The following is a 13,949-nucleotide window of genomic DNA, read 5'->3' as shown; positions in this document are numbered from 1 at the left end:
CCGTGTCGGTGGACGCCCCGTCGTTTCTGCGGCTGGAGAAGACCAGCCTGCGTCAGCAGGCACTGACGGCGTTGCGCCGTGCGATCACCACCGGCCAGCTGACGCCCGGCACCCACCTGGTGGAGACCGAACTCTCCGAGGCGCTGCAGATCAGCCGCGGCACCCTGCGCGAGGCGATGCGGCAGCTGCAGCAGGAGGGGCTGATCTCCGCGGGCGCCAGGGGCCGGCTGTCGGTGCGTCACCTCGACACCAAGGAGATCCGCGACATCTTCGCCGTCCGGGCGGCGCTGGAGTCGCTGGCGGCACGGTGCCTCGCCGAACTGCCGGACCGCACCACTGCGGTCGCCGAACTGCGCAAGGCCGTCGACGACATGGACCGTTGGGCCGCATCGAATCTCGAGGACCGCATCGAGGCCGATCTTCGGTTCCACCGCACGATGTGTCACCTCGCGGGTAACGAGACGCTGCTGCACCAGTGGCAGTCGTTGGAGGGCAGCATCCGCATGTCGATCATGTTCGCCGGTGTGGACCGGGCGCTGAAGAACATGGACACCAAGCGGCACTTCGAGATCGTCGACGCCATCGAGTCAGGCGACGGGCAGCGCGCGGCCGCCACGGTGCGCGACCACATGGACGGCGCGGCAACGGTTCTCGTCGACGGTGCGGTCTAGCTCCTGCGGATGAGCGTGCGCACCCCGTAGACCGTCGCCCCCAGCCCGACCACCGCCACACCGGTGATGACCGAGGGCAACGGCAGCGCGAACGCCAGCACGATGCACCCGGCCAGGCCCAGGATCGGGATCACGCGGTGCCCGAGTGTCAGCGCCGCGGCGTTGGCGATCGCGTAGTACACCAGCACCGCGAAGGACGAGAAGCCGATCGCGCCGCGCAGGTCCACCACCCCGGCCAGCACCGCCACCACCGTGCCGACCGCGACCTCGGCACGATGCGGACCGCCGAACGTCGGATGCACCGCGGCCAGGGCGTGCGGTAGATGCCGGTCGCGCGCCATCGCCAGCGTGGTCCGCGACACCCCCAGGATCAGCGCCAGTAGCGAGCCCAGCGCGGCGAGCGCCGCGCCCACCCGCACGACGGGCTCCAGCCACGGCGCACCCGCGTCGCGCACCGCCTCGGCCAGCGGCGCACTCGCAGCGGCCAGCGCCGCCGGACCGACACCGGTGAGCACCGCCGCGGCGACCGCCGCGTAGACGGCCAGCGCGATGCCGAGTGCGATGGGGATCGCGCGCGGGATGGTGCGGGCCGGATCGCGCACCTCCTCGCCGAGCGTGGCGATCCGCGCATATCCGGCGAACGCGAAGAACAGCAGCCCCGCCGCCTGCAGGACGCCACCGACGGTGACGTCGACCCCGGGCGCCCGCGGCGCACCGTCGGCTCCGCTGAGCACCGCGACGACCACCGCGGCAAGCACCGCCAGCACGACGGCGACGATGATGCGGGTGAGCAGCGCCGATTTCTGGACGCCGGCGTAGTTCACCACGGTGAGCATCACGACCGCGGCCACCGCGACCGCGTGCGCGGCGCCGGGCCACACGTAATAGCCGACGGTCAGCGCCATCGCCGCGCACGACGCGGTCTTTCCGACCACGAAACTCCAGCCGGCGAGATGGCCCCAGAACGGGCCGAGCCGCTCACGGCCGTAGACGTAGGTGCCCCCGGATTGCGGATGGCGGGCCGCCAGCCGCGCCGACGACGTCGCATTGCAATAGGCGACGACGGCGGCGATCGCGAGGCCGATCAGCAGTCCGGCCCCTGCCGCCGCGGCAGCGGGCCCGAGCGCCGCGAAGATGCCCGCCCCCACCATCGAACCGAGGCCGATGACGACGGCATCACCCGTGCCGAGCCGACGTCGCAGCGCCGCGTCGTCCGGTGCGCTCACGGCAGCGATCGTAGGTCAGGCCGTACGGTCAGGCACCTCGCGCCCGGGAACCAGTGACTCGTGCTCCGGCGTCCGGATCGCGGCGACGAGGACGGCGAGCAGCGCGGTCAACCCGATCAGGACCAGCGTGATCGTCCACGACCGGCGCGCCAGCAGCGCCGAGTCGCACTGGTCGACGAAGTCCTGCCCCGCGGCGCCGGCCTGCGTCAGGTCGGCAGTGAACCCGTTTCCGCACTCGACCTGCCAGCCCCACTGGTCGTAGCCGTCGAGCAGGACCGGAAACCGCAGCGCAAACAGTCCGATCGCCAGCAGGACGGCGCCGGCGATACCGATGTACCAGGCCCGATGAGTCAACTGTCTCCCCTTCTCATGCAGTGGACGGTCGCCCGGGGGGACCGGACGACTCCCACGACAGGAAGGGATCGAACACGTCGCGCATCGGCCCCCCGACCGGGCCTGTGCCGTCCACTATGTTAACCACCATTCTTACTGCGCCGTCCAGTTCCGTAAGAAAGACGCCCTGAACTCGGCGGCTATGTGTGGTGGGCGTCGGATATCGTGTTCGCCATGGCGCGCACCCCGTCCCGCCGTGTCGACGGTGTCCGGCGTCGGCCGAAGGACCGGAAAGCCCAGATCGCCCGCGCCTCGGCCGAGGCCTTCAGCGAGCTGGGATACCACGGCGTGAGCATGGAGGCGATCGCCTCGCGGGTCGGCATCTCGGCGGCCGCGCTGTACCGGCATTATTCGAGCAAATACGAGTTGTTTCGCGACGCGGTGTTCAACCTCGGCCAGCAGCTGGTCGACAGCGTGATGTCGGTGGACCCGGCCGGCGACGACGACCCGACTCAGACGCTGCGCGCGCTGGCGGTCGCCCTCTCCGAGACCGCCCTCGCGAGCCGGGAATCCGGCGGGCTGTACCGCTGGGAGGCCCGCTACCTCCGCGGCGACGACCAGGCGACCCTCAACACCCAGCTGCGCGAGGTGCACCGGCGGATCCAGGAGCCGCTGACCGCGATCCGGCCCGCCCTCACCTCCCGGCAGAAGTGGACGCTCTCGACCGCTGTACTCAGCGTGATCGGCAGCATCGTCGACCACGGCGCGAAGCTGCCCGGTATCCAGGTCCGGATGCTGATGTCCGACATCGTCGTGGCGCTGGCCGGGGTGGAGTTGCCCGACGTGGCCGACGACGTCGATGACTCACCGGCCGCCGTGGCGCCTCCGGCCTCGAAATACGAGGCGCTGCTGAGTGAGTCGATGCGGCTGTTCAACGAGAAGGGTTACCGCGACACCAGCGTGGAGGACATCGCCTCGGCCGTCGGCATGCCCGCGTCGGGCATCTACCGCTACTTCTCCGGCAAGAGCGACATCCTGGCGGCCGGCTTCCGGCGGTCGGCCGACCGGCTGTCGGCCGAGGTGTCGACGGTGCTGGGCACCGTGCCGGACCGGGAGGTGGCGCTCGCCCGGCTCGTCGACGCCTATGTCGAGCGGTCGTTCGCCCACCCGGAACTGGACTACGTGTACTACACCGAACGGCTCAACATGGCGCCCGCCGATCAGGAGATCCTGCGCAACCTGCAGCGCTCCACCATCGACGGCTGGGTCGGCATCGTGGTCGCGTTGCGGCCCGAATGGACAACGGGGCAGGCCCGTTTCGCGGTCTACGCCGCGATGGCCCTGATGGTCGACCTGGGCCGGCTGATGGGTTACCGCGACTCCGAGCAGTCCCGGGCGACGGTGGCGACGCTGATGGACCTGACGCTGCTCGGTCGCTACCGGCTGCGAACGGTGCTGCCGGCCAAGTAGGCGGCGTAGCCGAGCAGGCCCGCGAGGCCCAGCCTGCGGGTGCGGCGTGCGGCGAGCGCGAGGCCGATCGCAGTCTCCAGACCGCCGTTGGTGTAGACGTGGCGGCGGGTGTTGTTCGGGAACGACGCCACGGTGATCGGCTCGAACATCTTCGGACTGGCGAAGTGCGCCAGCCCGGTACCGGCCAGGGCCAGGCCGGCCAGCCTGGCGGCACGCGAATCCGGCTTGTTCGCAGTTCCTCTGGGCACAGACGATTCCTCTCAGAAGATGGACGGCTCAGGCGATCTGGTAGTCGGTGAGCGGGAACTCCGAGGCTTCCCTGATCGCCTCGCGAGTGGACATCGGCCGCAGCAGCGAGGGCTCGCCGCTGGGATTGAAGTAGTAGGACCGCGCGGAGGCGCAGTTGCCGATGGTCCACAGCGACCCGGCCAGCATCTCGGTCATCCGCTCGAGGTAGTGGTCGTTGGCTGCCTCGGTGACCTCGAACGTGGTGGCCCCGCGCCGCCGGACCTCGCCGAAGAGCCGCTCCATCAGCCGCATCTGGTACTCCATCGTGTTGAAGAAGTTCAGGCCGAGGAAGGCATACGGGCTGGCGAGGCTGAGGTAGTTCGGGAAGTAGGGCATCGACACGCCCTGGTAGGCCTGGAACCGTGTCTCGCGCCACCACTTCCCGAGGTTGCGGCCGTCACGGCCGATCACCTCGATGGCCGGGAAGTTGGCCTCCCACAGGTCGAATCCCGTCGCGAGCACCAGGGTGTCGACGGCGGTGCGGGTGCCGTCGGCGTTGACGATGCCGTCGGCCTCGACCCGCTCGATGCCGTCGCTCTGCAGGTGCACGTGCGGTTTGGTGAACGTGCGCAGGTAGCGGTTGGAGAACGTCGGCCGTTTGCATCCGATGTCGTAGTCCGGTGTGAGTCTGCGGCGCAGTTCCTTGTCCCGAATCCAGAAGAACTGGTTCATTTTGCACAGGTCCATCGCGGAGATGTTGAGCCTGCGGAACAGCGGCACCCGGTAGTTCACGACGCCGATGGTGATCATCGCCTCGTAGATGTTGTCGGTCACCGCGCGGATGATCCGCTGCGACAGCGGGAACCTGGCGAACAGCCGTTTGGCCCGTTCGGGGAAGTGCAGGTCGATCTTCGGTGCCACCCAGATCGGGGTGCGCTGGTAGACGGTCAGGTCGGCGGCCTTCTCGGCCAGTTCGGGAATGAGCTGCACCGCGGTGGCGCCGGTGCCGATGATCGCGACCCGCTCGCCGGTGGCGTCGTAGTCGTCGTCCCAGTCGGCGGTGTGCACGATGCGACCCTCGAAGTCGCTGATACCCGGGATGTCGGGCAGCTTCGGCTGTGACAGGAATCCCGTGGCGGTCACCAGGTAGCGGGCGGCCATGGTGTCCCCGCCGGCGATCGTCACGCGCCAGACCTTGGCGTCCTCGTCCCAGCGGGCGCCCTCGACGGTCGTGCTGAACCGGATGTGTCGGCGCACGTCGTACTTGTCGGCGACGTCGTCGGCGTACTGCTTGATCTCCCGCCCCGTGGAGAACAGCCTCGACCAGTTCGGGTTCGGCTCGAAGTAGTAGCTGTACGTGGTGGTGGGGACGTCGACGGCCAGGCCGGGGTAGTGGTTGACGTACCACGTGCCGCCCAGGTCGTCCTCCCGGTCGAGGATGACGAAATCGTGGATGCCCATCCGCTTGAGCTGGATGGCGGCGCCGATTCCACCGAAGCCGGCCCCCACGATGACCGCGTCGAAGTGCTCCGAAGTCATGGGTGAACGGTACCCCAGGTATCGGGTAGGTGGCCGTGAGGTACCGGGGCCGCCGGACCGGACTAGCCCTTCAGCGACCCGGCGCGCGGCGGGTCGACGGTGGCGATGCAGGTCACCACGCGGTCGCCCTGGGTCCAGGTCTCCTCGGTCGGGTAGAGCACGTACACGCCGACGGAGGGGTCCTCGATCGCCGTGGGCGCGTAGGCGGCCAGCGCGGGGCCGCAGCTGTCGGAGAACTCCTCGAGGGAGGACTGTCCCGGGAAGTCGCCGTCGGGCATGGTCAGCATCGCGAACACCTCACCCTCGTGCGACTCTGCGCAGTCGACGGTGCGCACGGTGAGCACCCGGGTGCCGTCGGGCATGTCGGCCAGGCAGTCGCCGATCTCGACGTTGTTCGCCGTCACGGTGCCACGGCCGACGAGGAAATAGGCGACGACGATGGCCGCGGCGATGAGCAGCAGCAGCACCAGTCCCACCACACCCAGGATGAGCCACATTCGGTTCTTCCGTTTCGGAGGCGCAGGCGGCAGGGGATAGCCCGCGGGAGTGGAGTACGGCTGCGGCGGTGGCGGCGGATAGGGCTGGCCCTGCTGCGGATAGAGCTGACCCGGCGGCGGGCCGTACGGGCCCTGTCCGTAGGGGCCCTGTCCGTACGGCGGTGGCGGCGGCCCCGGCGGTGAGGTCATCCGGCGACGATATCGTCAGTCCCGAGCCGATGCCCAGGTCACCGCAGTAGGCGAAGTGCCGCGTCCACCGCGAGCGCGGGCACGTCGAGCTTCTTCGAACCCAGGTCGTGGCGGGCGCCGGTGATCTCGACGACTTCGGTGTCCGCGCCGACGAGCGCCGCGGCGGGTCGCAGTTCGTCGATAGTGCCGAACGGGTCGGCCGTTCCGTGGGTGAACACCGTCGGCACGGTGATCCGCGGCAGGTGCTCGGTGCGTGCGCGGTCCGGCCTGCCGGGCGGGTGCAGGGGATAGGAGAACAGCGTGAGGACGGCGACCGCGAGCCCGTCGGCCACCGCCATCGACGTCATGCGGCCGCCGTAGGAGTGCCCGCCCGCCAGGACGGGGCCGTCGGTCAGCGCGCGGACCGTCTCGACGGCCTCCGCGACGCCCGCCTGGTCGGTGGCCGCGGACCCCGACGGCGGGCCCTTCGGCCTGCGCCGCCGGTAGGGCAGGTTGTAGCGGACGGCCAGCCACCCCCGGGCGGCCCACTCGTCACAGATCCGGGTGAGCAACGGCGCGTCCCGGCTGCCGCCGGCGCCGTGGGTGAGCACCACCGCGCCGGCCGGCTCGACGTCGGGGTGGTGCGCCACCCCGGCGATGTCATCGAGCGTCATCGGGCTCGTGCAGCCGGAAGAGCGCCGAAACCGGTCCGTGGCCGTGGCCCAACGGGTATGCCGCGCGGAGACATTCGGTGACCCAGCGCTTTCCGAAGGCCACCGCGTCCGGGACCGCGTGACCGTGCGCGAGTGCAGCCGCGGTCGCCGCCGCCAGGGTGTCGCCTGCGCCGTGGTCGTGTCCGGTGTCGATCCGGGTGGTGTCGAATTCGTAGAAGTCGGCACCGTCGTAGAGCAGATCGGGGCTGTGTGCCGACGATCTCAGGTGCCCGCCCTTGACCAGCGCCCACCGCGGTCCCAGCGCGTGCAGCGCGCGGGCGGCCTCGCGCTGGCTCTCCTCGTCGCCCACGTCGACACCGACGAGCAGGCGTACCTCGTCCAGGTTCGGCGTGACCACCGTCGCCAGCGGGAACAGCTGGGTGCGCAGCGCGTCGAGAGCGCTGGGATGCAGCAGCGGGTCACCGTGCATCGACGCGCACACCGGGTCGACCACCAGGGGCACCGCGCCGTCCGGTGTCACCCCCCGCCAGGCGTCCGCGACCGTCTCGATGATGGCCGACGACGCCAGCATGCCGGTCTTCGCGGCCTGCACGCCGATGTCGGACGCCACCGCGTCGATCTGACCGGCCACCACGTCCAGCGGGATCTCGTGAAAGCCCTTGACGCCCAATGAATTCTGCACCGTCACGGCGGTGACGGCGACCAGCCCGTGCACGCCGAGCAGGGCGAACGTGCGCAGGTCGGCCTGGATGCCCGCGCCGCCGCCGGAGTCCGACCCGGCGATGGTCATCACCCTCAGCGGTGTCTCGCCGGGCGGGGTGAGCGGCAGGAACGTCATGGCACGGAGTTTTCCAGAGGCAGGTACACCCTGTTGCCGCGGTCGGCGAACTCCCGGGACTTGTCGGCCATGCCCTGCTCGTGGGCGTCGCGGATGGCCTCCGACAGGTCGGCGCTGATGCGCATCGAGCAGAACTTCGGGCCGCACATCGAACAGAAGTGTGCGGTCTTGGCGGGCTCGGCGGGCAGCGTCTCGTCGTGGAACTCCCGTGCGGTGTCCGGATCGAGGGACAGCGCGAACTGGTCGTGCCACCGGAACTCGAAGCGTGCCCGGCTCAACGCATCGTCACGGGCCTGCGCACCGGGGTGCCCCTTGGCCAGGTCGGCGGCGTGGGCGGCGATCTTGTAGGCGATCACGCCGTCCTTGACGTCCTTGCGGTCGGGCAGCCCGAGGTGTTCCTTGGGGGTGACGTAGCACAGCATCGCGGTGCCGACCTGCGCGATCATCGCCGCCCCGATCGCCGAGGTGATGTGGTCGTAGGCCGGGGCGATGTCGGTGGTGAGCGGCCCCAGTGTGTAGAACGGCGCCTCGTCGCACAGTTCCTCCTCGAGGCGCACGTTCTCCACGATCTTGTGCATCGGGACATGTCCCGGGCCTTCGACCATCACCTGCACGCCATGGCCTTTCGCGATCTTCGTCAGTTCGCCGAGGGTGCGGAGTTCGGCGAACTGGGCCGCGTCGTTGGCGTCGGCGATCGAGCCCGGCCGCAGTCCGTCGCCCAGTGAGAAGGTGACGTCGTAGCGCGCGAGAATCTCGCAGAGTTCGTCGAAGTGGGTGTACAGGAACGACTCCCGGTGGTGCGCCAGGCACCACGCCGCCATGATGGACCCGCCGCGGCTGACGATGCCGGTCACCCGCCCGACGGTCAGCGGAACGTGCCGCAGCAGCACGCCCGCGTGCACCGTCATGTAGTCGACGCCCTGTTCGCACTGCTCGATCACAGTGTCGCGGTAGCACTCCCAGGTCAACGCGGTCGGATCCCCGTTCACCTTCTCCAGCGCCTGGTAGATGGGCACCGTGCCGACCGGGACCGGCGAATTGCGCAGGATCCACTCGCGGGTGAGGTGAATGTCGCGGCCCGTCGAGAGGTCCATGATGGTGTCGGCGCCCCAGCGGGTGGCCCACACCATCTTGTCCACCTCCTCGGCGATCGACGACGTGACAGCGGAGTTGCCGATGTTGGCATTCACCTTCACCGCGAACGCTTTTCCGATGATCATCGGCTCCGACTCGGGGTGCCGGTGGTTCGCCGGGATCACCGCGCGCCCGCGGGCCACCTCGTCGCGCACCAGGTCTGCGGGCATCCCTTCGCGCGTGGCGACGAACGCCATCTCGGCGGTGATCTCACCGGCGCGCGCGCGTTGCAGCTGGGTGCCGCGGTCGGCGACCACGCCGGGTCGCGCAGGCAGGCCCGCCTGCAGGTCGATCGTGGCGGCAGGGTCGGTGTACGGGCCGGAGGTGTCGTACAGGTCGAGGTGTCCTTCACCCTCAGCGGTCAGATGCACCCGCCGGAACGGCACCCGCGAATCCGGTACGCCGGGGATCTCGCGGTAGACCTTGCTGCTGCCCGTGATCGGGCCGGTGGTGATCGCAGCGTCGGCAACGACAGAACGGTCGGTCATGACATGTCTCCCTACGCCGGCATTACCCGGTCAGGTTCGTACGGTCGACAGCCCCAGCTGTCCTCTCAGCACGCTCGGTGCGCGCTCCCGTGTTGATGGCGTCCCCAACGTAGCGCAAGGCCCCAGCGTGGGGAAGGGGGCACGTCGTGCCGCCGATCCGGCGCCCGGCGGGCGTTTGCCGAGCGGAGAGTCGCCGTGAGCTGAGAGGATTCCGGGGTGGGGGGACGAGTGGTCGGTCGGGAGGCGGAGCTCGGCGTCGTCCGCACCTTCCTGACCGAGGCCGCCGACGGGCCGTCGCTGCTGGCCCTCATCGGTGAACCGGGCATCGGGAAGACGACGCTCTGGCAGGCCTGCGTCGTCCGCGCCACCGAGGTCGGGTTCCGCGTGCTGAGCACCCGCGCGCACTCGACGGGATCCGCAGCGACGTTTGCGGCGCTGGCCGATCTGCTCCGCGTGCTGGACGATTCGGTGTTCGACGAGCTGCCGCGCCCACAGAGACTCGCGATCGACCGGGTGCTCGCGCCGTCTGCCGAGGGTGATCCGGTCACCGGTCAGCGTGCAGTGGTCGCGGCGGTCCGCTCGGCGCTCGACCGGCTCGCGCAGATGTCGCCCGTGCTCGTGGCCATCGACGACTTGCAGTGGCTCGACCCGCCGTCCCGGCTGGTCATCTCGTCGGTGGCGCGGCGGTGCACCGGGCGGATCGGCTTCGTGGCCACCGGGCGCGCCGACGTGAGAGGCGAGCGCGCGATGGCCGAACTCGAGCTGCACGACCCCGCTCGGATGCACCGGCTCGACGTCCGGCCGCTCAGCCTCGGGGCGTTGCGTGAGGCGCTCGCCGGCCGGCTCACCCGCCCGCTGGCGCGCGGCGAGATGGTGCGCATCCATCGGGAGTCCGGCGGCAATCCCTTCTACGCAATGGAACTCGCCCGTGGCACCGGTGGTCCGGCGGGTGAGCTGCCCGCCACACTCGCCGACCTCGTCAGGTCCCGCATCGCCGGATTCGCCGACTCGACGAAGTGGGTGCTGCTGGCAGCGTCCTGTCTGCCCGCACCCACCATGGCGGCGCTGGCGTCGGTGACCGGGTCGGAGCTGCACGAGGTGGTTGCGCTGCTGGAGGACGCCGAGCGCGCCGGGGTCATCGAGATCTCGGGCCAGCACCTGCGTTTCACCCATCCACTGCTGGCCCGTGGTGCGTACGCCGAGGCCGCTCCGGTCATGCGCCGGATGATGCACCGTCGGCTCGCCGACGCGCTCGACGACGCCGAGCTCGGCGCCCGGCACCTCGCACTTTCCGTGGAGGTTGCCGACGAGCGCGTCCTGCACGGGCTGGACACCGCCGCCGAGTCCGCGCGCCTGCGGGGTGCACCGGCCACCGCGGCGGAACTCCTCGAGCTGGCCCGCGGGCGCGGCGGCGACACCCCCGAACGCACCATCGCGGCGGCCGCGAACCACTTCGAGGCGGGCAGCGCAGCGCGGGCACGAACGCTGCTGCAGCACACCGTCGATCGGCTGACGCCCGGGCCGCTGCGTGCCGAGGCGTTACACCTGCTCGGGCTGGTCCGGTTGTACGACAACAGTTCCGCCGACGCCGCCGCACTGTTGCGCGACGCCGTCGAGCAACCCGGCGCAGTCCCGGACCGCCAGGTGCCGATGCTGGTGATGCTGGCCTTCGTCGAGTACAACGCCGGAGTGGCCGACGCTGCACTGCGCCGGGCGGAGCAGGCGGTGGAACTGGCCGAGCAGCTGCCGCGCGAGGATCTTCTCGTCCAGGCCACGACGATGCGGGCGATGATGCGGTTCCTGGCCGGCGACGGCCTCGACGAGGAGGCGATGAGTCGCGCCCTGCAGGTCGACGATCCCGCCGATGTGCCACTGGCGGTGCGGCCACGGACGCTGCACGCGCTGCTGAAACTGTGGTCGCACCAGGTGGACGAGGCAGCGGCGATGCTGACCGCGATCGCACGGCGGTGCACCGATCGCGGTGAGGAGAGCGAACTCATCCTGATCGGCTTCAACCTCGTGCTGGCGCACGCCTGGCGGGGGGACATGGAGGCAGCCGAGCGGGCGGCCAAGGCGACGATGGAGCGTGCGCTCGCGCTCGGCGGGGACCTGCCCATGTTCATCGCGCTGACGGTGCGGACGGTGGTGGACGCCTACCTGGGACGGGTCGAGGTCTGCCGCCGCAACGGTGCGGAGGCGTTGGCGGTCGGCCGACGATGCGACTCCGGGCGGCTGAGTACCTGGGCGGTCACCGCGCTGGGATCACTGGAGTTGTCTCTGGGCAATCATGAAGCGGCGCTTAGGCATCTGGATCCGCTGGTGGCGCAGTGGCGGGTGCTGCCCGCGGCGACGGAGATCGTCACCGCGCCGTTCCTCCCCGATGCCGTGGAGGCCATGATCGCCGTCGGCCGGTACGACGAGGCCGACCGCATCATCGGCGTGCTCGAGCGCAACGGCGACCGGCTCGGCCGGCCGTGGACGCGTGCGGTCGCCGGCCGGTGTCGCAGCATGCTGATCGCCGCACGCGGCGACATCGAGGCGGCCGCCGTCGTGGCAGACCGCGCGCTGCGCGAGCACGAGCGCGCGGCGATGCCCTTCGAACTCGCCCGTACACAGTTGCTCGCCGGCCACCTGCGGCACCGGCTGCGCGACCGCGCCGCAGCCGGTGATCTCCTGCAGAGCGCGCTGCGCACCTTCGAGCGGATGGGTCTGCGGTTCTGGGCCGAACGGGCACGGTGGGAGGTGGCTCAGCTCGCTCCCCGGCAGCGTCCGGGTCTGACCGCGCCGGAGCTGCGCGCGGCCGAACTCGCCGCCGCGGGCCGCACCAACAAGGAGATCGCCGCCGAGCTCTTCGTCAGTACGAAGACCATCGAGCTGCATCTGTCCCGGGTGTACCGCAAGCTGGGCATCCGGTCCAGAGCGGGACTCTGGCGGGCATTGCACGACGCGGCGGATTAGCCGCTGAGCTCCACCAGCACCGGAGCGTGGTCGCTGGCGCCCTTGCCTTTTCGCTCCTCGCGGACTATCTCGGCATGGCTCACCCGTTCGGCGAACGCCGGGGAGCCGAGGACGAAGTCGATGCGCATGCCGCGCCGCTTCTGGAACGCCAACCGGGTGTAGTCCCAGTAGGTGTAGACGCCGGGGCCCGGCGTGAACGGCCGCACCACGTCGGTGAACCCGGTGTCGACGATCGCGTCGAATGCCGCCCGCTCCGGCGGGGTGACGTGTGTGCTGTCGCGATACGCCTCGACACTCCACACGTCGTCGTCGGTGGGCGCGATGTTCCAGTCGCCGACCAGCGCGATCTGCGCGCGGGGATCCTCGGTGAGCCAGGAGTTCGACGTCTTGCGCAGTGCTGCAAGCCATTCCAGCTTGTAGCGGTAGTGCGGTGAATCGACGAAGCGGCCATTCGGGATGTAGAGGCTCCACACCCGGACACCGCCGCACGTCGCGCCGAGCGCACGCGCCTCCGCTGCAGCCGCTATGTCGGGTTTGTCACTCCACGTCGGCTGGTCGTCGAACCCGACGGCCACGTCCTCGATGCCGACCCGCGACGCGATCGCCACCCCGTTCCACTGGCTGAAGCCGCAGTGCACCACCTCGTAGCCGAGGGCGGCGAACGGCATCGTCGGGAACTGCTCGTCGTTGCACTTGGTCTCCTGCATCGCCAGCACGTCGACGTCGGCGCGCGACAACCAGTCGGTCACGCGGTCCACGCGCGCGCGGATGGAGTTGACGTTCCAGGTGGCCAGCCGCATGGGTGACAGCCTACGAGCGCTCCACCGTCACAGCGCGCGTGCGTCGACGTAGCGCTGCCGGTGCTGGGTGACGAAGCCCATCGACTCGTAGAGCGCAGCGGCGCCGGCGTTGTCGGCGACGACCTGGACGTAGGCGCGCGTCGCACCGCGGGCTGCTCCCCAGTCGAGCAGCGCCTCGCACAGCGTCCGGGCGTGGCCGCGGCGGCGTCGGTGCTCAGCCACTCGCACCGCCGACATGCCGACCCAGCGGGTGCCGTCCGGCGCAGTGGTGACGGCGGCGCGCCCGACGGCGGCGTCGTCGAGACGCCCGAACGTCAGCTCACCCTCGATCACCGCGGTCAACACATCCACCGGCACGTCGCGCTGATAGGTGTGCAGCCACCGGTCATCAGGGCGCACGGCCAGGTTCACCGCCGCGCGGTGCCCGCCGGCCGGGAGCGCGCGCGTCATCACGAGCGACTCGATGTGGGTGGGCGCCGCCGCAGGCAGCCGCACCAACCGGTCGGGCACCGAGAGCCAGGGCGTCAAGCCGCGGCCGGCGTACCACTCGACGATGCCGGGCAGTGCACGCAGATCAGCGCCGGACCGCAACGGCACTGCGGAGTTGCCGCGGTGGGTGTGGCCGCCCGCCTCGCGCAGCAACCACCCGTCGAGCCACACCTGACGCCGCCCCGGCCACGCCGCGGCGGCGGCGTGTTCGAGATTGCGGATGTCGGCGGTGCGCACGGGTGCGTCGGCGAGCGCCTTGACCGCCACCACGTCGGCGGCGGCGACGCTCACCTCGTCACCCCGTTTGGTGCGCACCCGCAGCGTCGAACCGACCGCGACCAGGTGGCCGACCACGTCGGTCAGCGGCGGCGACGAGCCCGGCGGCAGCCGGTGGCGCAGGCTGACGCGGGTGCCGACGGGCGGGAGTTCCGGCACG

The 13,949-nt window shown here is 70.6% G+C and carries 13 protein-coding genes; 3 read left to right on the top strand and 10 right to left on the bottom strand.

Annotated elements, in window-relative coordinates; all coding sequences use genetic code 11:
* The first annotated feature begins 2 nt into the window (after positions 1-2).
* Complete coding sequence (locus ACPCHZ_RS01305) at positions 3-671, top strand: GntR family transcriptional regulator (protein WP_423483082.1); 669 nt, start codon at positions 3-5, stop codon at positions 669-671.
* On the opposite strand, the gene ACPCHZ_RS01300 is transcribed toward ACPCHZ_RS01305, so the two are convergent.
* Together ACPCHZ_RS01300 and ACPCHZ_RS01295 are read right to left on the bottom strand one after the other, a co-directional pair.
* Positions 668-1,897, bottom strand: coding sequence for an APC family permease (locus ACPCHZ_RS01300; protein WP_423483081.1), 1,230 nt, complete (start codon positions 1,895-1,897; stop codon positions 668-670). The two genes, ACPCHZ_RS01305 and ACPCHZ_RS01300, sit on opposite strands and share 4 nt — an antisense overlap.
* Before the next feature lie 15 nt (positions 1,898-1,912).
* Positions 1,913-2,251, bottom strand: a complete 339-nt coding sequence (locus ACPCHZ_RS01295) for a hypothetical protein (protein WP_423483080.1) — start codon at positions 2,249-2,251, stop codon at positions 1,913-1,915.
* A gap of 213 nt (positions 2,252-2,464) precedes the next feature.
* On the opposite strand from ACPCHZ_RS01295, the gene ACPCHZ_RS01290 reads away from it, so the two are divergent.
* Positions 2,465-3,700, top strand: a complete 1,236-nt coding sequence (locus ACPCHZ_RS01290; RefSeq protein WP_423483079.1) for a TetR/AcrR family transcriptional regulator — start codon at positions 2,465-2,467, stop codon at positions 3,698-3,700.
* On the opposite strand, the gene ACPCHZ_RS01285 is transcribed toward ACPCHZ_RS01290, so the two are convergent.
* The 6 genes from ACPCHZ_RS01285 to thiC all read right to left on the bottom strand — a co-directional run bounded on the left by ACPCHZ_RS01285 (position 3,667) and on the right by thiC (position 9,266).
* Positions 3,667-3,948 carry a hypothetical protein gene (locus tag ACPCHZ_RS01285; protein ID WP_423483078.1) on the bottom strand — a complete coding sequence of 94 codons (282 nt, stop codon included), beginning with the start codon at positions 3,946-3,948 and terminating at the stop codon, positions 3,667-3,669. The two genes, ACPCHZ_RS01290 and ACPCHZ_RS01285, sit on opposite strands and share 34 nt — an antisense overlap.
* A 28-nt stretch (positions 3,949-3,976) precedes the next feature.
* Positions 3,977-5,467, bottom strand: coding sequence for a flavin-containing monooxygenase (locus tag ACPCHZ_RS01280; RefSeq protein WP_423483077.1), 1,491 nt, complete (start codon positions 5,465-5,467; stop codon positions 3,977-3,979).
* A 62-nt stretch (positions 5,468-5,529) separates the two neighbouring features.
* Entirely contained in the window at positions 5,530-6,153 is a 624-nt protein-coding gene (locus ACPCHZ_RS01275) for a septum formation family protein (RefSeq protein WP_423483076.1), read from the bottom strand.
* A gap of 38 nt (positions 6,154-6,191) precedes the next feature.
* Positions 6,192-6,806: an alpha/beta family hydrolase gene (locus tag ACPCHZ_RS01270; protein WP_423483075.1), complete on the bottom strand. Its 615-nt coding sequence runs from the start codon at positions 6,804-6,806 to the stop codon at positions 6,192-6,194.
* Positions 6,793-7,644, bottom strand: coding sequence for a bifunctional hydroxymethylpyrimidine kinase/phosphomethylpyrimidine kinase (gene thiD / locus ACPCHZ_RS01265; RefSeq protein WP_423483074.1), 852 nt, complete (start codon positions 7,642-7,644; stop codon positions 6,793-6,795). The genes ACPCHZ_RS01270 and thiD overlap by 14 nt, the downstream gene beginning before the upstream one ends.
* Positions 7,641-9,266, bottom strand: coding sequence for a phosphomethylpyrimidine synthase ThiC (gene thiC, locus ACPCHZ_RS01260; protein WP_423483073.1), 1,626 nt, complete (start codon positions 9,264-9,266; stop codon positions 7,641-7,643). Before thiC ends, thiD begins: the two co-directional genes overlap by 4 nt.
* Before the next feature lie 216 nt (positions 9,267-9,482).
* Between thiC and ACPCHZ_RS01255 the strand changes: the two genes are divergently transcribed.
* Entirely contained in the window at positions 9,483-12,224 is a 2,742-nt protein-coding gene (locus ACPCHZ_RS01255) for a helix-turn-helix transcriptional regulator (RefSeq protein ID WP_423483072.1), read from the top strand.
* Here ACPCHZ_RS01255 and ACPCHZ_RS01250 read toward each other — a convergent pair.
* Positions 12,221-13,024, bottom strand: a complete 804-nt coding sequence (locus tag ACPCHZ_RS01250; RefSeq protein ID WP_423483071.1) for an exodeoxyribonuclease III — start codon at positions 13,022-13,024, stop codon at positions 12,221-12,223. The two genes, ACPCHZ_RS01255 and ACPCHZ_RS01250, sit on opposite strands and share 4 nt — an antisense overlap.
* Positions 13,025-13,051: 27 nt before the next feature.
* Positions 13,052-13,948 (bottom strand): N-acetylglutamate synthase, CG3035 family, encoded by an 897-nt coding sequence (locus ACPCHZ_RS01245; RefSeq protein ID WP_423483070.1) that lies wholly within the window; start codon positions 13,946-13,948, stop codon positions 13,052-13,054.
* Between the last annotated feature and the right edge of the window lies 1 nt (position 13,949).

Source organism: Mycobacterium sp. NPDC050041, from assembly GCF_049541695.1.
Classification (GTDB): Bacteria; Actinomycetota; Actinomycetes; order Mycobacteriales; family Mycobacteriaceae; genus Mycobacterium.
Note: the sequence above shows the minus strand (reverse complement) of the source record. Positions and strands in the feature narration are given on the sequence as shown.